Source organism: Bradyrhizobium sp. Pha-3, assembly GCF_042258325.1.
GTDB classification, from domain to species: domain Bacteria; phylum Pseudomonadota; class Alphaproteobacteria; order Rhizobiales; family Xanthobacteraceae; genus Bradyrhizobium; species Bradyrhizobium elkanii.
Window position 1 is genome coordinate 8,302,708 of sequence record NZ_CP170151.1, and the last position, 24,156, is coordinate 8,326,863.

Sequence of the window (24,156 nt, forward strand, 5' to 3'; positions counted from 1 at the left end):
AAATCGGGATGGCGCGAGGAAGATTTCATGCGGCGTTGCGGGAACGATTTCTGGGTCATTCCGCGATGATTCGATGACGAGAAAGGAACCGGAACTGCCGCATTGCAGCCTCGAAAATTAACTGCAAATCTGGAGGCGGCCAACGAGAGGAGAATTTCAATGCCCTACGCCACGACGAAAGATCATGTCCGCCTCCATTTCGAAGAGGCCGGCAGCGGCAGCCCGATCATCTTCCTGCACGAGTTCGCCGCTGATCACACCAATTGGGAGCCGCAGATGCGCTACTTCGCGCGCGGCCACCGCTGCATCGCCTATTCGGCGCGCGGCTACACGCCGTCCGACGTGCCGCCGAGCGCCGACGTCTACACCTACCAGCACTTCTATACCGACGCGCTCGCGGTGCTCGACCATCTCGACATCGCCAAAGCGCATTTCGTCGGGCTCTCGATGGGCTCCTATTCGTCGCTGCAGGTCGCCCTCAACGCGCCGGAGCGCGCGCTGTCGATGACGCTGGCCGCCGTCGGCTCCGGCTCCAGCCTCGAGCATCTCGATGCCTTCCGCGCGCAGTGCCGCGCCAATGCCGAGCAATATGAGAGCATCGGCTCGGTCGAGGTCGCCAAGGTGACGCGCGAGGCGCCGAGCCGGATCCCGTTCCTGGTCAAGGACCCGCGCGGCCACGCCGACTTCTACGCCGCGCTCGCCCGCCACGACGCCAGGGGCTCGGCCAACACGATGCGCAGCTTTCAGGGCGGCCGGCCCTCGATCTACACCATGACCGACGCGATCAAGCGCGCCGCGACGCCGGCGCTGATCCTGTGCGGCGACGAGGACGACAATTGCATCGCGCCCAGCATGTTCCTGAAGCAGCATCTGCCGGCCGCCGGGCTTTCCTTCTTCCCGAAGTCGGGTCACGTGCTCAACCTCGAGGAGCCGACGCTGTTCAACGCGATGGTGGAGCGCTTCATCGCGCTGGTCGAGGCCGGCCGCTGGCCGGTACGCGATCCGCGGTCGCTGGTGGCGGCGCCGGTTTGACGCCACCCACCGATTACTTGCCCCCACCGCGGCTGAGCAGGAACACGCCCTGCTCGCCGAACATGTTCCACACCCACCACGGCAGGTTGAGCGGCACCGGACGGCCGTAGAGATCGAGCGCCACCGCGCGCTCCATCTTGACGTTGATCTCCTCGCAGAGCTGCACGAAGTCCTTGATGGTGCAGAAATGGATGTTGGAGGTGTCGTACCAGCTCGCCGGCAGATTCTCGGTCCGCGGCATGTGGCCGCCGATCAGAAGCTGCAGCCGCATCTTCCAGAACCCGAAATTCGGGAACGAGACGATGGCGCGCTGGCCGATCCGCAGCAGATTTTCCAGCACCACCTTGGGCTGCCGCGTCGCCTGCAAGGTCTGCGACAGGATCACGTAGTCGAACGCATCGTCGGGATAGTTGACGAGGTCGGTGTCGGCATCGCCCTGCACCACGGCGAGCCCCTTGGCGACGCAGCCATTGACGCCCTCGCGCGACAGCTCGATGCCGCGGCCGTCGATGCCGCGGCTCTCCAACAGCTGCAGCAATTCGCCATCGCCGCAGCCGACGTCGAGCACGCGCGAGCCCGGCCGCACCATGTCGGCGACCAGCAGATGATCGGTGCGATAGCCGCCGGTCCGCTCCGGCGCGATGCCCGGCAAGGGCAATGTCTGCTGCATGCTCATGACTGGCCGCCGTCCTTCAGTCCGCGCGCCTTGCCTGCGGCCAGCAGGAAGGCGCGGGAGATCTCGAGGAATTCCGGCACGTCGAGCAGGAAGGCGTCGTGCCCCCTGTCGGTCTCGATCTCGGCGAACGACACCCGCGCGCTCGACGCGTTCAGCGCATGCACCAGCGCGCGCGATTCCGAGGTCGGAAACAGCCAGTCGCTGGTGAACGACACCACGCAGAACCGCGTCTGGATGCCGGTGAACGCCTTCGCCAGCACGCCGTTGTGGTCGGCGGCGATGTCGAAATAGTCCATCGCGCGGGTCAGATAGAGATAGGAGTTGGCATCGAAGCGCTCGACAAAGGACGAGCCCTGGTAGCGCAGATAGCTCTCGACCTGGAAATCCGCATCGAACGAGAAGGTCGGCAGCTCGCGGTCCTGCATCCGCCGTCCGAACTTGCGATGCAGCGCGGCGTCCGAGAGATAGGTGATGTGCGCGGCCATCCGCGCCACGGCCAATCCGCGGTGCGGATGGGTGTCCTCGTCGACATAGCGGCCGCCGCGCCAGTCCGGATCGGCCATCACGGCCTGGCGGCCGAGCTCGTGGAACGCGATGTTCTGCGCCGAGTGGCGCGTCGAGCAGGCGATCGCGAGCGTCGAGAACACGCGCTCCGGATAGGCCGCGGTCCATTGCAGCACCTGCATGCCGCCCATCGAGCCGCCGACCACGCAGAACAGCGTCGTGATGCCGAGACGATCGATCAGCATCGCCTGCGCGCGCACCATGTCGGGGATGGTGATGATCGGGAAATCGAGTCCCCACACCTTGGCGGTCGCTGGGTTCAGCGACGCAGGGCCGGTCGAGCCCATGCAGCCGCCGATCACATTGGAGCAGATGATGAAGTATTTATCGGGATCGATCGGCCGGCCGATGCCGACCATGGTCTCCCACCAGCCGGGCTTGCCGGTGACGGGATGGATGTTGTTGACGTGCTGATCGCCGGTCAGCGCGTGGCAGACCAGGATCGCGTTGGAGCGGTCGGCATTGAGCTCGCCATAGGTCTGATAGGCGATCTGGAACGGTGCGAGATCAACGCCGCAATCGAGCTTGAGCGGCTGGTCCATCCCGAATTTCGCCACCAGTGATGACGGATGGTCGGCCTCATGGGCGCGATCATCGCTCGGGGTTTGTGGGCTCGGTATCGGACGCACGTTGCTCATCTAGGCGACCCTGCCTCCGCGCGGGAGGGCTCGACGGACCTCAGGCCAATAAAAAACCCGGCCTGAACAAAGGTTCGGCCGGGAGCTGATAAGGTCCCCGGCCTGTTTAGCGAGTTGTTTAACGTGGCTGCAAGCCGGCCGGCTCAAATGACCACGGGACGCAGGGAACGTAGTCCCCACGCCCCCCGGCGTCAAGACAGCCCTGCCCACGGCCAATTGGTTAACCGAATGCGCAAGGCACGCCTGCGACGTTTCTCTTTGCTTTCGCTGCCCGTCTTTCCTAATCAGGGACCCTGTCCGACGCGGCAACGGGCCGCCCCGACGACAAGGTTTGAGAGCATGTCCAACCCACCCCCGTCGCCGCCTTCGCTGCAGGATCTGCGCAAGGAGATCGATGCGATCGACGAGCAGGTTCACCGCCTGCTGATGGCGCGCGGCGACATCATCGACCGCCTGATCCAGGTCAAGAAGACCCAGGAGGTCGGCTCCGCATTCCGCCCGGCGCGCGAGGCCAGCATGATGCGCGAACTGGTGCGGCGTCATCGCGGCATCCTGCCGCTCGACACCATCGAGAGCATCTGGCGCGTCATCATCTCGACCTTCACCTACGTGCAAGCGCCATTCGCGGTGCATGCCGATGTTTCCGTCGGCGAGTCGGCCATGCGCGACTCGGCGCGGTTTCACTTCGGCTTCGTGGTGCCCTACGTCTCGCATTTCAGCGCGCAGGCCGCGGTCGAGGCGGTGGCGAAGTCGAAGGGCGACCTCGCGCTGGTCTCCGCGATCGCGAGCCGTACGCCGTGGTGGAATGCGCTCGAGGCCAGTGGCGCGCCGAAGATCATCGCGCGGTTGCCGTTCCTCGAACGCGCCGACCATCCGGCCGCGCTGCCGGTGTTCGTGATCTCGCGGGTCGCCGACGACGCCATGGTCACCGAGGTGCAGACCTGGAGCGTGCGGGTCTCCGGCTGGAACGCCGATGTCGCCCGCGCGCTGGCGCCGCTCGCCGAGATCGTCGCGGTCCCCGACACCGCCTTCGACGGCGCGGCGCTCCTGGTCTCGGTCACCGGCCACGATTTCGAGGCCATCAAGCTCGCCCTGATCAAGGCCGGCGCCTCGGTGCGCTCGTCGGCCCTCGTCGGCAGCCACGCAACGCGCTATACGGTGCCCTCTAACGGATCGGCCAGGACCTGAAGTAAGAGCCAGCCGCCCGTCCAGGTTTTTGTTTTGACGCGTTTTCTTCACGCGAACCGGTATCCACTTCGCTCGAAAACGCTCTGTTCGGAGTTGATGATGTCCCGCCCCGTGCCGAACCCCGGCATCCTCGATATTGCGCCCTACACGCCCGGCAAGAGCCCGGTGCCGGAACCGGGCCGCAAGGTGTTCAAGCTGTCCGCCAACGAGACGCCATTCGGTCCGTCTCCGAAGGCGATCGCGGCTTACAAGGCCGCGGCTGACCATCTCGAGGACTATCCGGAGGGCACCTCGCGCGTGCTGCGCGAGGCGATCGGCCGCGCCTACGGGCTAGATCCCGACCGCATCATCTGCGGCGCCGGCTCCGACGAGATCCTCAATCTGCTGGCGCACACCTATCTCGCGCCCGGCGACGAGGCGATCTCGACCACCCACGGTTTCCTGGTCTACCCGATCGCCACCATGGCGAACGGCGCCAGGAACGTGATCGCGGCCGAGAGCAATTTCACCGCCGACGTCGACGCCATTCTCAAGGTGGTGACGCCGCGCACGAAACTGGTCTGGCTCGCCAACCCGAACAATCCGACCGGCACCTACATCCCGTTCGACGAGGTCAAGCGGCTGCGCGCCGCGCTGCCGTCGCATGTGCTGCTGGTGCTCGATGCCGCCTATGCCGACTACGTCTCGCGCAACGACTACGAGCTCGGCATCGAGTTGGTCGCGACCACGGACAACACGGTGGTGACGCACACCTTCTCGAAGATCCACGGCCTTGCCGCGCTGCGGATCGGCTGGATGTTCGGGCCGGCGCATATCGTCGATGCCTGCAACCGCATCCGCGGTCCGTTCAACGTCACGACGCCGGCGATGCTGGCGGCGGTGGCGGCGATCGAGGACACGGCGCATGTGCAGATGTCGCGGACCCACACCGAACAATGGCGCAACTGGCTGACCGAGGAGATCGGCAAGCTCGGGCTGAAGGTGACGCCGAGCGTCGCCAATTTCGTGCTGATCCATTTCCCGACCGACAAGGGCAAGACCGCGGCGGAAGCCGACGCCTATCTCACACGGCGCGGCCTCGTGCTGCGCGCACTCAACAATTACAAGCTGCCGCATGCGCTGCGCATGACCATTGGCACCGAGGAGGCCAACCGCCTCGTGGTCGAGGGGCTGCGCGACTTCCTGGCCGGAAAGTGACATCGTGACCACCGCCCCGCTCTTCAAACGCATCGCGCTGATCGGCTTCGGCCTGATCGGCGGCTCGATCGCGCGCGGCGCGCGCGCGCAAGGGCTGGTCGGCGAGATCGTGACCACCGCGCGCTCGGAGCAGACGCGTGCGCGCGTCGCCGAGCTCGGCATCGTCGATCGCGTCGTCGAGACCAATATCGAGGCGGTGAAGGATGCCGACCTCGTCATCCTCTGCATCCCGGTCGGCGCCTGCGGCCCGGTCGCCGCCGAGATCGCCGGACATCTCAAGCCCGGCGCCATCATCTCCGACGTCGGCTCGGTGAAGGGCGCCGTCGTCAAGGACATGGCGCCGCATCTGCCTGACGGCGTCCACTTCGTCCCGGCGCATCCCGTGGCCGGCACCGAGCATTCGGGGCCGGATTCCGGCTTCGCCGAGCTGTTCATCAACCGCTGGTGCATCCTCACCCCGCCCGAAGGCACCGATCCCGCGGCGACCGACCGGCTGCGCGCGTTCTGGGCCGCGCTCGGCGCCAAGGTCGAGGTCATGACGCCGGATCATCATGACCTCGTGCTCGCGATCACCAGCCATCTGCCGCATCTGATCGCCTACACCATCGTCGGCACCGCCGACGAGCTGGCGCAGGTGACGGAATCCGAGGTCATCAAATTCTCCGCCGGCGGCTTCCGCGACTTCACCCGCATCGCGGCCTCGGACCCGACGATGTGGCGCGACGTATTCCTCGCCAACAAGGACGCTGTGCTCGAGATGCTCGGCACCTTCAACGAGGATCTGTCGAAGCTGACCCGCGCGATCCGGCGCGGCGACGGCGAAGCGCTGTTCGACCACTTCACGCGCACCCGCGCCATCCGCCGCGGCATCGTCGAGACCGGCCAGGACTCCGCCGCGCCCGACTTCGGCCGCCCGCATGCGAATTTGAAGACGTAGGCGGGGCTCGGTCCGCCTACCGGCGGACGGAGCGAGCTGGTACGTCGCTGATGACAGGGAGCGATGAGATGATACTCAGTCCGGATCATGTGACGATCGCAGTGGCAGATGCCGGCCCGGCGATCGCGTTCTTCGCACTGCTTGGCTTCAAGAAGACCCACGTCGCGACCATCGACGGCGGCGTTCCCGCCCGGTACATGGGCATGCCGGCCATGAAAGCGCAGCACATCACGCTCGCGCTCGAAGGAGCGGATTTTGAGATCCAGCTGCTTCAGTTCGACCCGCCCCCAGGGACCGATCCGGGGGTGCATCCGACCAATCTGCGAAAGCTGGGCTTCAATCACCTCGCCTTCCGCGTCGACGACATCGAGGCGGCCACCGCGCATCTGTTGGCCAACGGTGTCACCATGCTGAGCGACGAGATGGACTACATCAGCCGGAAGCTCCGGCTGTTCGAGGGTCCCGAGGGCATCACCTTCGAGTTGGTGGAGCGGGACGCCTCAGACCCTGCTGGCTAGGGCCTTTTGCATTGCCCCAGGGACAACTCCCAAGGCTGCCCCGGCTTGTGGTCGAAAGCGCACATCCCGGCGGCGCGGAATGATGTCGGCTGTTGACCCGAGCGGACCTGACCTCCGGCTAGCCCGGGCCGGTACCTCGCCCCATTATCACGAGACCTCAGGCGCGCTATCATCCGGCCATTCTTTGGACAAGACTGAAGCGAGTGCTGGGGGCTGATCGCCCCTGACGGATAGCCGAGTCGGTACTCTTGGGTGACATTGGACGGAAAGGGATACGTCAATGAACTCCACACCCACTCCGAATCCAGCTGGATCGAACGATAGCCTGAGCGCGCGGGCCGACGAAAGACTCGCAGAAGCCCAAAAGCAGATTGCGCGCGCCGATGAAGAACTCACGCGCTTGAGTGAACAGCTCGCAAGAATGGAGCGCGATGCCGCGTCCCGCCCTTCGGTGCAGCCAAACCCGCCCTCGGTCGAACCTAGCCCTGCTTCTTCCGGGCCCAGCCCTGCTGCTTCTTCCGGGCCAAGCCCTGCTTCTTCCGGACTTACCTCGCAATCGCCGCGCGGAAGACCGATATTCCGAGCCCTCACCGCCTTGTCGGTGGCAGCATGTATCGTTGTCGCTGCCCTGGCTTTGCAGTCGTCATATGGTGGGGAAGCCAAGCTGCTTGTCGCCCGTTGGGCGCCGCAGCTCGTCTCAACTCCAGCATTGCCGCCGGATGATCCGCAGCCCGCTCTACCTACCGTTCAGGTTGCCGCTGCAGACGCGGCTCCGCCCCAAGCGCCGCCAGTGGCTCAGACCGCACCACCGCAGGACGCCGCGCCGACGGCCAACCCAGCCCTTTCCGATCAGACGCAGCTGCTGCAAACGATCGCACGCGACCTCGCAAATGTTGAGCGAAATATCGAACAACTAAAGGCGAACCAGCAACAGATGGCCCGCGAGAACTCCAAAGCCATTGAGGAACTCAAGGCGAGCCAGGAAGAAATGAAACGGGCGCTCGCGAAGGTTTCCGAGCCGAAGGCCTCACCGCCTCCGACGCAGCCGGCTCCGGCCGTGCGCAAGCCCGAGCGGACGTCTATCCCGCCATACGCAAGAGCGCGGCCTCGAATCCCAAGGGAGTGGTTCTACGACGAATGGTGACCGTCGATGCAGCCATCCTTCAGTTCCGGATCGCTTTAAGCCGGCGGCAGGCCGAGTGACTGCGCGGCCTCCATCCAGACCGGCAATTCGCGCTGATACAGCGCATTGCTGTCCTTGAAGCCGATCGCGGGCTCCAGCACGAAGGTCGCGAGCACCTCCTTCACCTTCGGATCGCTATTGGCGGCGACGCAAATCTCCGACAGCCGGTCGACGATCGGCTGCGGCGTCGCCTTCGGCAGCGCCCAGCCCGAGAAGCCGCTCACGGTGAAGAACTTCGACGTCGCGCCCTGCTCGGGCAGCGTCCTGATCTCGGGGATCGCGTCGACCTTCTTCGAGTGAACTCCGAAGACGACGCCCCGGTTGCTCTGCAGCACGGTTTGCGCGGCGGTGTAGCTGCCCATCGCGACGTCGAGCGTGCCTTCCGCAAGCCCGGTCCACATCGGCGCCTCGCCGCGATAATGGATCGGCTCGATAGTGAGGCCATACTGCTTGTTGAGCTCGTTGATCGTCATGTGCGGCGCGGAGCCCGCGCTGTAGGTGCCGAAATTCACCTTGCCGCTGCTGCGCGCATAGGCGACGAATTCCGCCAGTGTCTTGACGCCCAATTTCGGGCTCGCGACCAGCAGCAGCCCGGCGCCCGGGATCACGCTGACCAGCGTCAGATCCTTGTCCATGTCGTAGCCGGGGTTCTTCATCATCGCGCGGTTCATCACGTAAGTGGTCGAGATCGAGCACAGGATGGTGTGACCGTCAGGTGCGGCGCGCGCCACCTCGGCGGCGCCGATCGAGCCCGAGGCGCCCGCCTTGTTTTCGATGACGACGGTTTGCCCGACTTGCCTTGCGATGAATTCGCCGAAGGCCCGCGCCAGGAGATCAGTCTGCCCGCCGGCGGGGTAGCTGCAGATCATGCGGATTTGCCGCGAGGGCCACGCGGCTTGCGCCGAGGCTCCGCGTGACAGGAAGGGCGTCGCGGCGGCCGCTGATCCGGCAGCGATGACGTGACGGCGGGTGAATTTCGCTGGCATTGAAGTCCCTCCCCGATTTTTTGGTGAGGGTATCGCATCGGCCGGTCGCAGCTACGGGACAGATTGGCGCAGCAGGGTCGCAGGTCTGCGACCGTGCTCACCGCCGCAACCGTTGATCCCGGATCGGCCCCGCCGATATCGCGGCGGCCTTCTGCGCCGGCCGCTGACGGCCGACGAGGCCGGCGGTCGCCAGCATGATGCCGCCACCGAACCACCAGGAGCCGATCACGAACTCCCAGGCACGCGGCGGAATCTCGTCGAACACGATGCCGTAGACCGACACCAGCGCAGCCAGCGCGGCAAGGAAGATGCCACCCGCGCTCATAAGCTCGACGGCATCAATGCGCCCCGTGCCGCGCATCGCGGGCTTGGGAATATCGATGCCGAGATAGAAGCCGGCGGCGCCGATCACGATCGTCGTCGCGATGAAGATCAGCGTGCCGAAGACAGCGACATGGCCCTTGGCGAGCTGGGCGGCGACGAAGGTGCCGGCCATGGCACCGGCCATCGCTAGGCCGGTTCGCTGCAGCACATGCGCGGCGCGGCTGACCATCATCAATTCGCGCGCGATCACGGCCCTCTGCTTCGGTCTGGTCACGATCCTCATCTGTAGCCTCCCTTTCCAGAAGCGGCATCGGTTCCGGCCGCATCGGATTCAATGTCCACCGCGCGCGAAGCCATCCTGGTCACTACCGACTTCCCCTCATCCTGAGCAGCCCGCGCTTGCGGGCGTCTCCAAGGATGCAGGCCATGGACCGGGCCTCATGGTTCGAGACGCGCTTCGCGCTCCTCACCATGAGGGTCTTGCGACACGGAGGACTAGAACGGGTAGTAGCGGATCTGGGTCATGACGATGTGGTCGTCGGTCTTCGGCGCGCCGCCGACACCCTGGAAGGCGAAGCGCTGGGTGTAGGAATATTGCGCGCCGGCCTTGATGGTGCCGTAGGAGCCCTTGAAGATCGTGTCGTAGAAGCCCGCGGTGTACTGCCTCACCTCCGAAGTGTTGCCGTTACAGGTCGCGGCCGGCGAGTTCTCGATGTTGCAGCCGAGGTTGTTGTAGAGCGGATTGCCGTAGCCGAACGGCACCGTGCCGACATTGGAGAAGGTCGCCTTGGTCTTTTCGAGCCCGGCATAGGCGTAGAGATCGAGCGACGGCGTCGTGTGCCAGACCGAGCCGACCAGGAAGGCCGTGATCGGCAGCGGCTGGATCGAGCCGTCTTGGCGCACGGTCGCATCCGGGAATGGCGTCGCCGTGAAGCGGCCGAGCGCACCGTAAGAGGCGGAGGCCTGCACCTCGAGCAGCTTCGGCACGATCTCGGCCGAGAGATGGCCGCCGAAGCTCACCGTGTTGACGTCGTGGTTGGCGAAGTTGAAGCGATCATAGAAGTCGCGGTAGAGCGCCCACGCCTCGACATGCAGCTTGTAGGGCCCGAGCCGCGGATCCCAGGCGCCCTTCACGGTGAAATCCGGAACGTGGTTGAGGCTGACATTGTTCAGGCTGTTGAAGAAGCTGCCGCCCGGACCGATGAGGTTGACCAGGAGGTTCGGATTGAGCACGCCCTGCGGGCCAACCGCCGGCGTGCCGACCAGCGGGTTGTTGCCGCCGAAAAAGGATGTCTGGGGGTTCTCCGCCGAGACCGCGAGCTTGAACTCGGGCCCGATATCCTGCCAGACCCGGACGCCCGGTTGACGCGCGCCGAGGAAGCCCGGCACCAGTTCGAAATCGATCACGCCCGGCGTATCGGCGCCTCGCGGATCGATGCCCGCCTTGCTCGGCGTGTTCAGCGACCATGATTGGCCGGCGAGCACGTGCAGGCCGAGATCGCTGCGGTCGATCTCGATGCTGGCCTGCCGCAGCCGCGGATTGAACGAGTTGGTCGCGACCGAATTGGCGGTCTGCGCCGCGCCCTCGAAATCGAGCTCGCCATAGCCGGCGACGCGGATGTTCTCCGTGGCGTTGGCTTCCGCGAGCACCGAGAAGCGGGTCTGACGCGCGGTGAAGCGCGACTCGCCGGTGTTGTAGTTCTTGCTCTGCGGGAACGGGATGAAATTGTAGACCGAGCCCGAATCGGAGGCGAGGTTGCGGCTGCGATAGATGCCGGTGAGATCGACCCAGCCGCCGAAGGTGAAGGTGACGCCCTTGTAGCAGAGCTTGCCCGAAGCGCAGGGATCGAACGGCACCGGCGCCTTCGCCGTCATCTGCGCGTTCTGTATTGCGCTCTGTCTTGCGGCCAGCGCCTCCTCCTTGCGCGCCTGCGTCTCCATTTTCTGCTCGAGCTGCTTGAGCCGTGCCTTCAACGCACGCAGCTCGGACGCATCGTCCTCCGCCAATACCGGACCTGCCGACAGCAGCACGCTGCCGAGCAGAATTCCCCCGAGAATTCGCATCGCTTCCTCCACACGAGGTTGTTTCCTCAGGCGAGAGAGAGCGGTATTCGGGGAGTGATATTCGCGCCGGGGCGCATTATTCCGGTCACGTTTTTCTCATCGCGGCGGCGGGAATAGATCGCGGTGATCGACGATAGCGCGCGAGGAACGCTCGGATTGGAAGCGTAACAACACCGGTCGCGATTTCGAATTGTGTTGGGGCGATTGTTTTCAACCTGCCACGGACCTTGGATCGACGGAGGACTGCAGCATGATCGGTGAAGTCATTGTCGTTGGTGACTTGAAGTTACGGAAGAACGTCCCGCTCGACGAATACAACCGGCTGGGCGAGCGCATGTACGACATTGTCAGCCGCCTTCCGGGATTCCTTTCGGTCAAATCGTTCAAGGCGGCGGACGGCGAGGAGCTCACCTTGTTTCGCTTTGCTTCCGAGGAGGCGCTCGAAGCCTGGCGCAATCACCCCGACCATGTCGAAACCATGAGGCGAGGACATGCCGAGTTCTACGCCAGCGGCTTCCTGCAGATCTGCAAGGTGATCCGCGAGGTCGGCCCGTTTGAGCACGCCTGACAGGGGCGTGGGCGAGTTCGCGTCAGCGCAATCCGCCGCGGTTCAGAACAGCGGCGGGATCTGCGCGACCTTCAGCGGCCCCAGGAACACCGCGCCGTCGGCGAAGCGCAGCGGGAAGCTGCGCGCCTTCTTGCCTTCGAGCGTGGCCTCGGTGCCGAGCGAATTGATGCCGGCGGAAATGCCGGCATTGGCGTTCTGCTTGATCACCTTGCCGAGGCCGGGAATGGCGCGATCCAGCGCGCCGAAGAGATTGCTGAGGTCCTGGCTCTTCACGCCCGGTGCGACGCGATCGAGCGTCGACTGCGGCACCCCTTCCTCCAGCATCTTGTCGATGCCGAGCGCGGGGATGACGCGCTCGAGGCCGGCGACCGTCATCTGCAATTCGCCCTCGATGCGACCCTGCGCGTTGAGGCGGAGCGTGCCGGCCGCGACCGACAGCACATCGCCCTGCTCGATCCGCGACTGCTGGATCTCGACGCTGCCGCCGGCGGCCTGGATCTCGCGGAAGCGATCCGGCCACGGCTTCGGCGAGAAATCCTTCAGACCGTTGAGCCGCGCATGGATGTCGGCGTTGAACGGCTGGGCCAGCAGCGGATGCACGACCTGCAAGGTGCCGCCGGCAATCTGCAGCACGGTCTCGATCGCGGGACTGTCCGGCGCCGAGCCGTCGACCTGCCTGCCGTGCAGCTCGATGTGATTGACCCGCGCCAGCGGCGCCGGCGCGGCACCGCCGGTGCGGTCGATGGCGAGATCGTCGAACACCAGCGAGGCGCGCTGCGGCACCGCCGGCAGCCCGACGACGCTGCTGCGTCCCTTGCTCCAGCTCACCGACAGCGTCGGCTGCGCGCCGCGTTCGGCGATCGTGGCCGGACCCTTGAATTCGGCGATCACGAGCTTGGGATCGTAGACCTGCGCCACGACCAGGATCTCGGCGAGCCGCGCCACGAACGCCATCTGCGGCGAGGCGGTCTGCGAGACCAGCATCACGCTCGGATCGGTGCAGCGGACCTCGAACCGGAACGGGTAACCCGCCACCGAACGGTCGCCGCAATCGTAGACCCGGCCGGCCTTCGCCTCCTGTGCACGCCAGGCATCGGCCTGCACGCCGACCTGCGAGGCGGCGAAGAACCAGAAGGCACTCCATAGCACCGCGGCGATCAGGACCGCGACGGGGACGGCATAGAGGCCGAAGCGCGAGCGGCGGCGGGGGGCGGAGGTCTGATCCGACATGCAGGTCCTTTGGCGGGCGAATTTGTCAAAATCTAAGCGGCCGCGAGCCTTGAACAAGCCCCGAGCAACCCTTGAGCGAGCCTCCAGCAAGCCTTGGAAACATCACGGAATCTGCTTCGCTTCAGCGGCCCGTTCTGCTAGCCCATCAGCGCGATGTCAGCAAATCCTCCCCATTCCGAAACCGACGGCGACCTCTGGGTGTTCGGCTATGGCTCGCTGATGTGGAAGCCGGGCTTCGAGTTCCTGGAACAGGTGCCGGCGCGGCTGATCGGCGAGCATCGCGCGCTCTGCGTCTATTCGTTCGACCACCGCGGCACGCCGGAGAAGCCGGGCCTGGTGCTCGGGCTCGACCGCGGCGGCGCCTGCCGCGGCATCGCATTCCGCGTCGCCGCCCGCCTGCGCCACGACACCATCGGCTATTTGCGCGGACGCGAGCAGACCACCAACGTCTATCGCGAGGTGATGCGCTCGGTGTGGCTGGAGAATGCGGCGCGCGAGCGCGTCAGCGCGCTGGCCTATGTGGTCGATCGCGGCCATGTGCAATATGCCGGGCGGCTGTCGCTCGCCGAGCAGCAGCGCTTGGTGCTGCAGGGCCATGGCCGCTCCGGCAACAACCGCGATTATGTGCTCTCGACGGTGGCCTCGATCGAGAAGCAGGGCTTTCGCGACACGCAGCTGCACCAGCTGGCGACGATGCTGCACGATGCGGGCACGCTGCATCGCGATGCGCGCGCGACTGACAGGCTCGATCCGGGCTGAGGCGCGGAACCTCGCTCGCGCATTTTTTCGCCACGGCGCGAACAACATTCTGGTCTCAATTTCCGGTCGTTGGAATGGAATGACCGGAATGCGCCTCTCATTGCCCAAGCTCGCCGCAATCGGCCTGCTGTTGCTGCTGAATTCCCCATCTTATGCTGGTCTCAGAGAAGATGGCACGGCGTGCGACGCCAGGGATCCGCACCCCGAGCTCGCGATCCCCGCCTGCACCCGCCTGATCGCAGCCAATCCCAGGGAACGCGACCTTTCGATCACCTATTACAACCGGGCGCTCGCCTGGCATAACAAGGGCGATCTGGAGAAAGCCAAGGCGGACTACGATCAGTCGATCGCGATCAATCCGTCGTTCGCGCCCTCCTATGGCCAGCGGGCCAAGGTCTTCCTGCAGAACCAGGACTATGACCGCGCGCTGAGCGACTTCGATCAGGCGATCCGGCTGAAGCCTGCCGGCCCGTTCAGCGCCGGCTGGTTCAACAATCGCGCCGAGCTGTTCGTCGCCACCGGGGACTACGATCGCGCGCTCGCCGACTACGGCAGATCCATCGAACTCGATCCGAGCTCGTGGTACGCCTATGTCAATCGCGCCTTGGTCTACGATTTTCGCGGCAAGGACCGGCTCGCGGCGCTGCATTGCCAGGATGCGATCAAGGTCGCGCCGCGCGCCGGCGGCCCCTATTATTGCCGGGCGGTGGTCGAGATCAGCGCCGGCGACATCGACAATGCGTCGCGGGATATCGAACGCGCGATCGCCATCCAGGACGGGCAATCCGAGTTCTACTCGCTGCGCGGCCTGACGCTGGCCAGCAAAGGCGAGCTCGATCAGGCCATGCGCGACTACGACCGCGCCACGCAACTCAATGCGCAGGGCGCGCTGAATTACGCACGCCGAGGCCTCGCCGACGAGAAGAAAGGCGATATCGAGGGTGCGCGCGACGACTTCCGCCACGCGCTCGAGGTCATAGGCCTCGATCAGCTCGACCGGACGCAGGGCCAGCGCGTCGCCAGGGAAGGCCTGCAACGGCTGGACAAAGTCGCCACTACGGACAAGAGCGTCATTGCGGATCACGATGCGGCGAAGCCAACCCCCGCGGTCGCCGCGGCTGTGCCGATCGCGCCGGTCGGCGCGGGTCAGAAGGCAGCAAATTCGGAGCGGCGCGTCGCCCTGGTCGTGGGCAATTCCAGATACCGCTCCGTGCCGGTGCTGCCGAACCCCGGCCAGGACGCAGCGGCGATTGCCGATACGCTGCGCGCCGTCGGCTTTCAGGATGTCCGCCTCGTCAACGATGCCACGCGGGACAGCCTGGTCGAGGCGCTTAAGTCATTCGCCAACGCGGCCGATGGCGCGGACTGGGCGGTGATCTACTATGCCGGGCACGGCATGGAGATGACCGGAGAGAACTATCTGGTGCCGGTCGATGCGAAACTCGCCACCGACCGCGACGTGCCGTTCGAGGCGCTTGCCCTGACCCAGGTGCTGGGCGCGACCGAAGGTGCACGCAAGCTGCATCTCGTCATTCTCGATGCCTGTCGCGACAATCCCTTCGCCAACCAGATCAAGCGCACCGTCGCGTCGCGCTCTATCGGCAGGGGACTGGCCCAGGTCGAGCCCGACAGCGGCACGCTGGTCGTCTACGCCGCCAAGCACGGCCAGGTCGCGCTCGACGGCGACGGCGGTCACAGCCCGTTCGTGACCGCCCTGATCAAGCGCATGCAGACGCCGCGGATCGAAATCCGCAAGCTGTTCGATCTCGTGCGCGACGACGTCATGGCGGCGACGGATCGCCGGCAGCAGCCCTTCAGCTATGGTTCGGTGCCGGGAAGCGAGGATTTCTACTTCGTCGGCGCGAGCCAGAATGCGGCGAAATAGCCCGCATGCGGCGCCCGCGGCCCGACGCGCCTATCTGCCCAGCAGCGCAAACGCCTCGTCGACGCAGGCCTCAAGGCTGCGATGCGCCGTGTCGACGATGAGCCGATCGCGATCCCAGGCATCGTAAGCGCGGCGCGCGACGGCATCCCAATCCGGCAGAGCGAGCCCCGCGATGTCGCTCGTTCTCGTCTCGACCCGCCGACGATGCTCGGCCGGATCGCTGCACGCGATCTCCAGCCATTTCACCTCGGCGCCGGCCCGTTGCGCCGCCATCTCCCATCCTTCGCGCGACGCCTGGCAATCGTTGACGCAGTCCGCGAGCACGTCGAAGCCGAGCGCGAGATTGTCGGTGGCGACGGCCTGCGCGGCGCGGTAGGTCCAGTCGGCGAGATCGCGCGGCGCGGAGGGCGATGCCCAGATCGCCTGGTCCATCGAATCGATCCGCAGCCACATCGCGCCGATGCGCGGCGCCAACTGCCGCGCAATGCCGGATTTGCCGGTGCCGGGCAGGCCGGCCAGTGCGATCAGTCGTGCCATTGCAACCTCGCCCCCTTGCGATCATCAGGGCCGAAACCTAGCTCAGTTCCACCCGCGTTCCCACGCGCCGTGACGCGCACCGCACCGGATTCGAGCGCATTGATCGAGCCACACGATCGAGACTACGGCCGCCGTCTGGCGCTGTGTTGCGGTCAGACACATCGCGGCGGCGGTATGGCGCCGCCCTGTGACATTTAGGCTTTTGCATCCCGGCGCGGACGGATAGAAGCTCATCCGCAAACAGCGCTCGCAAATTCGATGAACCTCTCCGCCCCCTTTGTCCGACGGCCGGTCGGCACCACGCTGCTGTCGCTTGGCCTCCTGGTGGCGGGCATCATTGCGTTCTTCAAGCTGCCGGTGTCGCCGCTGCCCGACGTCGACATCCCGACCATCATGGTGCAGGCGACGCTGCCCGGCGCAAGCTCTGCCGACGTCGCCTCCACCGTGGCAAGCCCGCTCGAGCGCCATCTCGGCCAGATCGCCAGCGTCACCGAAATGACCTCGGTGTCTTCGCTCGGCTCCGCCCGCATCACGCTGCAGTTCGACATCGACCGCGACATCAACGGCGCCGCGGGCGACGTGCAGGCGGCGATCAACGCGGCGCGGGCGGACCTGCCGACCAACCTGCGCGCCAACCCCACCTACCGCAAGTTCAACCCGGCCTCCGCGCCGATCCTGATCTACACCTTGACCTCGGACACGCTGACGCCGGCCGAGCTCTATGACGCCGCCTCGACCGTGCTGGCGCAGAAGCTGTCGCAGGTCGAGGGCGTCGGCGAAGTCTCGGTCGGCGGCGGCTCGCTGCCGGCGGTGCGCGTCGAGCTGATCCCGCCGGCGCTGTACAAATACGGCATCGGACTCGAGGACGTCCGCGCCGCGCTCTCGAGCGCCAATGCGCACAGCCCGAAGGGCGGCATCGACGTCGGCAACCAGCGCTACCAGATCTACGCCAACGACCAGGCCCGCAAGGCGGCCGACTACAGGCCGCTGGTCGTCGCCTACCGCAACGGCGCGGCGGTGCGCCTGACCGACGTCGGCGACGTGATCGATTCCGTCGAGAATGTGCGCACGCTCGGCCTCTCCAACGGCAAGCCGGCCGTCGTGATGATCGTGTACCGCCAGCCGGGCGCCAACATCATCAAGATGGTCGACAGCGTCAAAGGGCTGATGCCGCAGCTGAAGGCCTCGGTCGCGCCCGCGGTCGACATCACGCTGGCGATGGACCGCTCGAAGACGATCCGGGCCTCGCTGCACGACGTCGAGATCACGCTGTTGATCGCGGTGGCGCTGGTGATCCTGGTGGTGTTCGCCTTTCTGCGCAATGCGCGGGCGACGCTGGTCCCAGTGGTGGCGGTCGGCGTGTCGCTGATCGCGACCTTCGCCGTGATGTATCTGCTCGGCTACACGCTCGACATCTTCTCGCTGATGGCGCTGACGGTGGCGACCGGCTTCGTGGTCGACGACGCCATCGTGGTGCTGGAGAACATCACCCGCCACATGGATGCCGGGCTGTCGCGGCTCGAGGCCACGCTGGTCGGCACCCGCGAGGTCGGCTTCACGGTGCTGTCGATGAGCGTGTCGCTGATCGCGGTGTTCGTGCCGATCCTGCTGATGGGCGGCCTGGTCGGCCGCCTGTTCCGCGAATTCGCCATGACCATCACGATCGCGATTGTGATCTCGCTGGTGGTCTCGCTGACCACGACGCCGATGATGTGCGCGGTGCTGCTGCGCAAGGAGGAGGGCCAGCCGCACGGCCGGATTTACCGGATCAGCGAGCGCATCTTCGAGCTGATGCTGAACGGCTATCGCGCGACGCTCGGCCTCGCGCTGCGCCATCCGCTCCTGGTGATGCTGATCCTCGGCTCGACGCTCTATTTGAACTTCCATCTCTACAAGGTGGTGCCCAAGGGCTTCGTGCCGCAACAGGACACCGGATTGCTGATCGGCTCGATCCAGGCCGACCAGAGCACCTCGTTCCAGCTGATGCAGCAGAAGCTGACCCAGTTCATCGACATCGTGAAGTCGGATCCGGCGGTCGACACCGCGGTCGGCTTCACCGGCGGCGGCGGCGTGGGTCCCGGCGGCACCAACACCGGCACCGTGTTCGCCTCGCTGAAGCCGATGGACGAGCGCCGGCTGCGCGCCGACAAGGTGATCGAGCGGCTGCGCGAACCGTTGGCGAGCGTCGCGGGCGCCACCCTGTTCCTGCAGTCGATCGGCGACCTCGGCGCCGGCGGGCGCTCGGGCAACGCGGCATATCAGTACACGCTGAAGGGTTCGACCTTCGAGGAGCTGAACGAGTGGACGCCAAAGCTCGTCGCGGCATTGCAGAAGGAGCCGACGCTCGCCGACGTCAACAGCGACCAGCAGAACAAGGCGCTGCAGGCCAATCTGATCATCGATCGCGACGCCGCCTCCCGGCTCGGCATCACGGTCAGCCAGCTCGACAACACCCTCTATGACGCGTTCGGGCAGCGCCAGGTCTCGACCATCTTCGTCGCGCGCAACCAGTATCACGTGATCATGGAGGTCGCGCCGCGCTTCTCGCAAGATCCGCAGACCCTGAAGGAGGTCTATATCTCGACCTCGGGCGGCTCGGCGAGCGGCACGCAGAGCACCAATGCGGTGGCCGGCACGGTGGCCTCGTCCTCGCAAAAAAGCTCGGTCAGCGCGGTCGCCGCCAATGTGGTGCGCAACCAGGCCACCAATTCGATCGGCGCCACCGGCAAAGGCGTCGCATCGACCGGAACCGCGGTCTCCACCAGCGCGGAGACCATGATCCCGCTGTCGAGCGTCGCGCGCTTCGAGCACGGCGAGACGCCGCTCTCGGTCAACCACCAGGATCTCCTGGTCTCCAGCACCATCTCGTTCAACCTGCCGCCGGGCGTCTCGCTGAGCACGGCGACCACCACGATCGAGAACGCGATGCACGCGCTCGGCATGCCGGCGGGCATTTCCGGCGGCTTTGCGGGCTCCGCGAAAATCTTCCAGCAGGCGCTGGCGAACGAGCTGTTCCTGATCCTCGCCGCGCTGGCGACGATCTACATCTCGCTCGGCATGCTCTACGAGAGCTACATCCACCCGCTGACCATCCTCTCCACTTTGCCCTCTGCCGGCGTCGGCGCGGTGGCGGCCCTGATGCTGTCGCACACCGATTTCGACATCATCGGCATGATCGGGGTAATCCTCTTGGTCGGCATCGTGAAGAAGAACGCCATCATGATGATCGACTTCGCGCTCGATGCCGAACGCCAGCGCGGACTGTCGTCGCGCGATGCGATCTACGAAGCCTGCCTGATGCGGTTCCGCCCGATCATGATGACGACCCTCGCCGCCTTGTTCGGCGCGGTGCCGCTGATGATCGGCCTCGGCGAAGGCAGCGAGCTGCGTCAGCCGCTTGGCATCGCGATCTTCGGCGGTTTGATCCTGAGCCAGATCCTGACGCTCTACACGACGCCGGTGGTCTATCTCTATCTCGACCGCGCGAGACTCTGGACCCAGCGCCGCCGCGCCGCGCGCCGCGCACGCCGGGCCGCAGCATCAAGCGCCGCCGGTCGTTGCCAGACCCGTGCCGATCTTGCCACCCTGCCGCAAGGTGGCAGACGCAAGGAACCCAGCTGTGACTCTCGCACCTGATATCGCCGCGTCGCGCTGGTTCAACACCAGCGCCCCCCTGACCCTGGCCGCGCTGCGCGGCCGCCCGGTCCTGCTGCACGCGTTCCAGATGCTGTGCCCCGGCTGCGTCGCGCACGGCACGCCGCAGACCCAGCGCGCGTTCGAGCTGTTCAAGCATTCGGACCTGCAGGTGATCGGGCTGCACACCGTATTCGAGCACCATGCGGCGATGACGGAGGTGTCACTGGAAGCCTTCATCCACGAGTACCGGCTGACCTTCCCGATCGGCGTCGACGAGGCCGGCGAAGGCACGCCGATCCCGGTCACCATGCAGCGCTACGGCATGCAGGGAACGCCGACCAGCATCCTGATCGGCCGCGACGGCAACATCGTGCATCATGGCTTCGGACAGCAGAGCGACATGGCACTCGGCGCGATCATCGCGGCCGAGCTTGCCGCGCCGCATGGTCGATAGCGGCCCCGGCTGCAACCCGGCTCACGCGACTGCGTTATGACGGCGTCGCGCAATGCGTGATAGCGTTCCGCCAACCAGAACCATCGCCTTGCGGGAGGATGTCATGAAGACCTATCAGCTCTACATCAACGGCCAGTATGTCGACCCCGCCAATGGCGAATGGTTCGACAGTATCGATCCCTATCGCGGCGAGGCCTGGGCGAAGATTCCGCGCGGCGCGGCCGCCGACGCCGACAAGGCGGTGAAGGCCGCCAATGAGGCGATGTGGCGCGGCCCCTGGGCGAAGATGACGCCTTCCGCACGCGGCAAGGTGATGCGCAAGCTCGGCGACCTCGTCGCGGCCAATGCCGAGCGCCTTGCCGAGATCGAGGTGCGCGACAACGGCAAGCTGATGGCCGAGATGCTCGGCCAGCTGCGCTACCATCCGGAGTGGTGGTGGTATTTCGGCGGGCTCGTCGACAAGCTCGAGGGCGGCCTGGTGCCGATCGACAAGGCGGATACCTTCGCCTACACGACCCATGAGCCGGTCGGCGTGGTCGCGGCGCTGACCGCCTGGAATTCGCCGCTGCTGTTCGTCGCCTGGAAATGCGCCGCCGCGCTCGCCGCCGGTTGCGCCGTGGTCGTCAAGCCGTCGGAATTCACCTCGGCCAGCACGCTGGAATTCGCCGCGCTGACCAAGGAGGCCGGAATTCCCGACGGCATCTTCAACGTGGTGACCGGCTTCGGTCCCGAGGCGGGCTCCGCGCTGATCGCCCATCCCGGCGTCGCCAAGATCACCTTCACCGGATCGGACACGACCGGCGCAAAGGTCTACGAGACCGCGGCCAAGAGCCTAAAGCGCGTCTCGCTCGAGCTCGGCGGCAAGTCGCCCAACATCGTGTTCGAGGACGCCGACCTCACCGCCGCCGCGGCCGGCACGATCTCCGGCATCTTCGCTGCCACGGGACAGACCTGCATCGCGGGATCCCGCCTTCTGGTGCAGAGCTCGATCAAGGAGGAATTCGTCGCGCGGGTGCTGGAGCTGGCAAAGTCCGCCAAGATCGGCGATCCCATGCAGTCAGACACCAATGTCGGCCCGATCACGACGCCGGCGCAATACAAGAAAGTGCTCGACTATATCGACATCGCGAAAGCCGAGGGCGCGCGCTGCCTGCTCGGCGGCAAGCCAGCCACTGGCGACGGCATCAAGGGCGGCCAGTTCGTCGAGCCGACCATCTTCACCGACGTCGACAACACCATGCGGATCGCGCGCGAGGAAGTGTTCGGCCCGGTGCTGTCGATCATCTCCTTCGACACCGAGGAAGACGCCATCCGGATCGCCAACGACACGATCTACGGCCTTGCCGCCGGCATCTGGACCAAGGATCTCGCCCGCGCCATCCGCGTGCCGAAGCAACTGCGCGCCGGCACCGTGTGGGTGAACACCTACCGGGCCATCAGCTACATGATGCCGTTCGGCGGCATGAAGCACTCCGGCGTCGGCCGCGAAAGCGGCATCGACGCGGTCCGCGAATATCAGGAGACCAAGAGCGTCTGGATCTCGACCGCGACGGACGTACCGGCCAATCCGTTCGTGATGCGCTGAGCTTTCCGCACTGACATCGCTTGCTTCCTCTTTCGGACGGACAGAGGTACGACGGCACCCGCGCGCCAAGTGGCCGCACTTGACGTGCAGCGCGGAGCAGCGATCATGAGTGCCTGCGGCACACACCGAAGAGTGTGGCCGATATTTGGGGAGATTCGCCATGACGCTTCGTTACTCAGGCGCATTGTTCTGCGCGCTCACACTTGCTGCCGCCCAACCGGCGTTCGCCGACAAGAAATACGGCCCCGGCGTCACCGACACTGAAGTGAAGATCGGCCAGACCATGCCCTACAGCGGTCCAGCGTCCGCTTATGGCACCCAGGGGCGCATGGAAGAGGCCTACTACGCGATGATCAACGCGAAGGGCGGCGTCAATGGCCGAAAGATCAAGCTGATTTCACTGGACGACGCCTATTCGCCGCCGAAGACCGTGGAGCAGACGCGACGTCTCGTGGAACAGGACGAGGTCCTGGCAATCATCGGCACCATCGGCACGCCGACCAATTCAGCGATCCAGAAGTATCTCAACCAGAAGAAGGTCCCGCAGATCTTCATTTCGACCGGCGCGGCCAAATGGGACGACCCGAAGAACTTCCCGTGGACCACCCAGCTTTATCCGCCCTACCAGATGGAGGGCATGATCTTTGCCAAATACCTGTTGAAGAACAAGCCCGACGCGAGGCTCGGCGTGTTCTCCCAGAACGATGATGCCGGAAAGGATTACGTCAAGGGGCTGAAGGATGGCCTCGGCGACAAGGCGAAGACGATGATCGTCAAGGAGGTGACCTACGAGGTCTCCGATCCCACGGTCGACTCGCAGATCGTCTCCCTGAAAGCATCCGGCGCCGACACGCTGTTCACGATGGCGACGCCCAAGTTCGGCGCGCAGGCGATCCGCAAGGTCTACGAGCTCGGATGGAAACCGCTGAACTACGTGGTCAGCGTCTCCTCATCGATCAAGGGCGTTATGGAGCCGGCCGGCATCGAAGCCTCGAAGGGATTATTGACCGCGCTGGCGTTCAAGACGCCCACTGATCCGAGCTGGGAGAACGCGGCCGATGTGAAGGAGTTCAAGGATTTCCTGGCGAAGTGGTATCCGCAAGGCGACATCGCCGACGGCAGCAACGTCACCGGCTACATCTCGGCCTACATGACGGTGAAAATCATCGAGATGTGCGGCGACGATCTGACGCGTGAGAACCTGCTGAAGCAGGCGACTAACCTCAACAAGGTCGTCGCGCCACTGCTCCTGCCCGGCATCGCCATCTCAACGCGGCCGGACCGCTATGCGCCGTTCACGCAGATGCAGATCGCGACGTTCGACGGGAAGAGCTGGGTGCCGCAAGGCGAGACCTTCAACACCGACGCGGCGGCCGGTCAGTGATGGCGACGCCATTCGCGATACGGTAACTCACCGCATCGCGGCCTACTCTTTCGCTGCGTTCGGCACACCGCCGAACAATTTCGCCTGCTCGGCGCGGCCGGCCTCGACGATGCGGGTGGTGGCGGTTTCGATCTGGTCGCGCAGGCGGGTCATGAACTCATCGCGCGACAATCCCGGCGGCAGCGGATCGAGGAATTCGACCACCAGCGTGCCGGGATAGCGCATGAAGGTGCGGCGCGGCCAGAACAGCCCGGAATTGAGCGCGATCGGCAGGCACGGCACGCCGCTCTCGGCATAGATCTGCGCGACGCCGGCCTTGTAGTTCGGCGCCGCACCGGGCGCGGTGCGGGTGCCCTCGGGGAAGATCACAAGCTGGCGGCCGAGCTTCACCTCGGCCGCCGCGCGCTTCAGCGTCTTAATCAGCGAGCGCGGACCACCGCCGCGCTCGACCGAGATCATGCCGACTTTCTTGAGGTACCAGCCGAACACCGGGATCATCATCAGCTCGCGCTTCAGGATGAACAGCGGATGCTCGAAGAAACGCACCAGCGCGAACGTCTCCCAGAACGACTGGTGCTTCGAGGCGACCACCAGCGGCCCGCTCGGAATCTTCTCGACGCCGCGGAACTCGACCCTGATGTTGCAGATCACGCGCATCAGGAACAGGCTGGCGTTGGCCCACGCGGCCTCGATCGCCATCAGCGCGCCGCGCGGCAGCAGCAGCGCCGGCAGCGCGATGATGCAGAGCGCCACCAGCACCAGATAGAACACCACGTTGAAGATCAGCGAACGCAGGAAGATCATCTAAGTC

The 24,156-nt window shown here is 65.5% G+C and carries 21 protein-coding genes and 1 riboswitch; of the genes, 13 read left to right on the forward strand and 8 right to left on the reverse strand.

Annotated features, from left to right (window positions below):
- The first annotated feature begins 159 nt into the window (after window positions 1-159).
- Complete coding sequence (locus ACE10X_RS39700; RefSeq protein WP_038385295.1) at window positions 160-1,032, forward strand: alpha/beta fold hydrolase; 873 nt, start codon at window positions 160-162, stop codon at window positions 1,030-1,032.
- 13 nt (window positions 1,033-1,045) lie between these two features.
- Here ACE10X_RS39700 and metW read toward each other — a convergent pair whose 3' ends face one another.
- A complete protein-coding gene (gene metW, locus ACE10X_RS39705) occupies window positions 1,046-1,708 on the reverse strand; it encodes a methionine biosynthesis protein MetW (protein WP_038385296.1) in 663 nt (220 codons plus the stop codon).
- Window positions 1,705-2,910, reverse strand: a complete 1,206-nt coding sequence (locus ACE10X_RS39710) for a homoserine O-acetyltransferase (RefSeq protein WP_038385297.1) — start codon at window positions 2,908-2,910, stop codon at window positions 1,705-1,707. Before ACE10X_RS39710 ends, metW begins: the two co-directional genes overlap by 4 nt.
- A gap of 85 nt (window positions 2,911-2,995) precedes the next feature.
- Window positions 2,996-3,075: riboswitch (SAM riboswitch) on the reverse strand.
- A gap of 174 nt (window positions 3,076-3,249) precedes the next feature.
- Here ACE10X_RS39710 and ACE10X_RS39715 point away from each other — a divergent pair.
- The 5 genes from ACE10X_RS39715 to ACE10X_RS39735 all read left to right on the forward strand — a co-directional run bounded on the left by ACE10X_RS39715 (window position 3,250) and on the right by ACE10X_RS39735 (window position 7,894).
- A complete protein-coding gene (locus tag ACE10X_RS39715) occupies window positions 3,250-4,098 on the forward strand; it encodes a chorismate mutase (protein ID WP_038385298.1) in 849 nt (282 codons plus the stop codon).
- Between the two features lie 99 nt (window positions 4,099-4,197).
- Complete coding sequence (gene hisC / locus ACE10X_RS39720) at window positions 4,198-5,295, forward strand: histidinol-phosphate transaminase (RefSeq protein ID WP_038385306.1); 1,098 nt, start codon at window positions 4,198-4,200, stop codon at window positions 5,293-5,295.
- Between the two features lie 4 nt (window positions 5,296-5,299).
- Window positions 5,300-6,232, forward strand: a complete 933-nt coding sequence (locus ACE10X_RS39725; RefSeq protein WP_038385299.1) for a prephenate/arogenate dehydrogenase family protein — start codon at window positions 5,300-5,302, stop codon at window positions 6,230-6,232.
- A 101-nt stretch (window positions 6,233-6,333) separates the two neighbouring features.
- Window positions 6,334-6,750 carry a VOC family protein gene (locus ACE10X_RS39730; RefSeq protein ID WP_375763679.1) on the forward strand — a complete coding sequence of 139 codons (417 nt, stop codon included), beginning with the start codon at window positions 6,334-6,336 and terminating at the stop codon, window positions 6,748-6,750.
- A gap of 790 nt (window positions 6,751-7,540) precedes the next feature.
- The gene (locus ACE10X_RS39735; RefSeq protein ID WP_051003030.1) at window positions 7,541-7,894 is read left to right on the forward strand and encodes a hypothetical protein; all 354 of its coding nucleotides are present in this window, start codon (window positions 7,541-7,543) and stop codon (window positions 7,892-7,894) included.
- Between the two features lie 35 nt (window positions 7,895-7,929).
- Here ACE10X_RS39735 and ACE10X_RS39740 read toward each other — a convergent pair whose 3' ends face one another.
- The 3 genes from ACE10X_RS39740 to ACE10X_RS39750 form a co-directional block, all read right to left on the reverse strand.
- Window positions 7,930-8,919, reverse strand: a complete 990-nt coding sequence (locus ACE10X_RS39740) for a tripartite tricarboxylate transporter substrate binding protein (RefSeq protein WP_304557213.1) — start codon at window positions 8,917-8,919, stop codon at window positions 7,930-7,932.
- A 97-nt stretch (window positions 8,920-9,016) separates the two neighbouring features.
- Window positions 9,017-9,526 carry a hypothetical protein gene (locus ACE10X_RS39745; protein WP_304557215.1) on the reverse strand — a complete coding sequence of 170 codons (510 nt, stop codon included), beginning with the start codon at window positions 9,524-9,526 and terminating at the stop codon, window positions 9,017-9,019.
- A 212-nt stretch (window positions 9,527-9,738) separates the two neighbouring features.
- The gene (locus tag ACE10X_RS39750; protein ID WP_244435822.1) at window positions 9,739-11,307 is read right to left on the reverse strand and encodes a hypothetical protein; all 1,569 of its coding nucleotides are present in this window, start codon (window positions 11,305-11,307) and stop codon (window positions 9,739-9,741) included.
- 250 nt (window positions 11,308-11,557) lie between these two features.
- Between ACE10X_RS39750 and ACE10X_RS39755 the strand changes: the two genes are divergently transcribed.
- The gene (locus ACE10X_RS39755) at window positions 11,558-11,875 is read left to right on the forward strand and encodes an antibiotic biosynthesis monooxygenase (protein WP_038385309.1); all 318 of its coding nucleotides are present in this window, start codon (window positions 11,558-11,560) and stop codon (window positions 11,873-11,875) included.
- A 42-nt stretch (window positions 11,876-11,917) separates the two neighbouring features.
- On the opposite strand, the gene ACE10X_RS39760 is transcribed toward ACE10X_RS39755, so the two are convergent.
- Window positions 11,918-13,105, reverse strand: coding sequence for a DUF2125 domain-containing protein (locus tag ACE10X_RS39760; RefSeq protein ID WP_375763680.1), 1,188 nt, complete (start codon window positions 13,103-13,105; stop codon window positions 11,918-11,920).
- A gap of 153 nt (window positions 13,106-13,258) precedes the next feature.
- Between ACE10X_RS39760 and ACE10X_RS39765 the strand changes: the two genes are divergently transcribed.
- Complete coding sequence (locus ACE10X_RS39765; protein ID WP_038385311.1) at window positions 13,259-13,864, forward strand: gamma-glutamylcyclotransferase; 606 nt, start codon at window positions 13,259-13,261, stop codon at window positions 13,862-13,864.
- Between the two features lie 88 nt (window positions 13,865-13,952).
- The gene (locus ACE10X_RS39770; RefSeq protein WP_162136666.1) at window positions 13,953-15,749 is read left to right on the forward strand and encodes a caspase family protein; all 1,797 of its coding nucleotides are present in this window, start codon (window positions 13,953-13,955) and stop codon (window positions 15,747-15,749) included.
- A gap of 30 nt (window positions 15,750-15,779) precedes the next feature.
- On the opposite strand, the gene ACE10X_RS39775 is transcribed toward ACE10X_RS39770, so the two are convergent.
- Window positions 15,780-16,286, reverse strand: a complete 507-nt coding sequence (locus tag ACE10X_RS39775) for an AAA family ATPase (RefSeq protein ID WP_038385312.1) — start codon at window positions 16,284-16,286, stop codon at window positions 15,780-15,782.
- Window positions 16,287-16,544: 258 nt separating this feature from the next.
- Between ACE10X_RS39775 and ACE10X_RS39780 the strand changes: the two genes are divergently transcribed.
- The 4 genes from ACE10X_RS39780 to ACE10X_RS39795 all read left to right on the forward strand — a co-directional run bounded on the left by ACE10X_RS39780 (window position 16,545) and on the right by ACE10X_RS39795 (window position 23,345).
- Window positions 16,545-19,922: an efflux RND transporter permease subunit gene (locus ACE10X_RS39780; protein ID WP_375763681.1), complete on the forward strand. Its 3,378-nt coding sequence runs from the start codon at window positions 16,545-16,547 to the stop codon at window positions 19,920-19,922.
- Window positions 19,906-20,376: a peroxiredoxin gene (locus ACE10X_RS39785; protein WP_038385314.1), complete on the forward strand. Its 471-nt coding sequence runs from the start codon at window positions 19,906-19,908 to the stop codon at window positions 20,374-20,376. The genes ACE10X_RS39780 and ACE10X_RS39785 overlap by 17 nt, the downstream gene beginning before the upstream one ends.
- A 103-nt stretch (window positions 20,377-20,479) precedes the next feature.
- Entirely contained in the window at window positions 20,480-21,961 is a 1,482-nt protein-coding gene (locus tag ACE10X_RS39790) for an aldehyde dehydrogenase (RefSeq protein WP_375763682.1), read from the forward strand.
- A 160-nt stretch (window positions 21,962-22,121) separates the two neighbouring features.
- On the forward strand, window positions 22,122-23,345 hold the full coding sequence (locus ACE10X_RS39795; protein ID WP_038385316.1) for an ABC transporter substrate-binding protein: 1,224 nt from the start codon (window positions 22,122-22,124) through the stop codon (window positions 23,343-23,345).
- Window positions 23,346-23,387: 42 nt separating this feature from the next.
- Here the strand turns inward: ACE10X_RS39795 and ACE10X_RS39800 are convergent, their stop codons facing one another.
- Window positions 23,388-24,149, reverse strand: coding sequence for a 1-acyl-sn-glycerol-3-phosphate acyltransferase (locus ACE10X_RS39800; RefSeq protein ID WP_038385317.1), 762 nt, complete (start codon window positions 24,147-24,149; stop codon window positions 23,388-23,390).
- Window positions 24,150-24,156 lie beyond the last annotated feature (7 nt).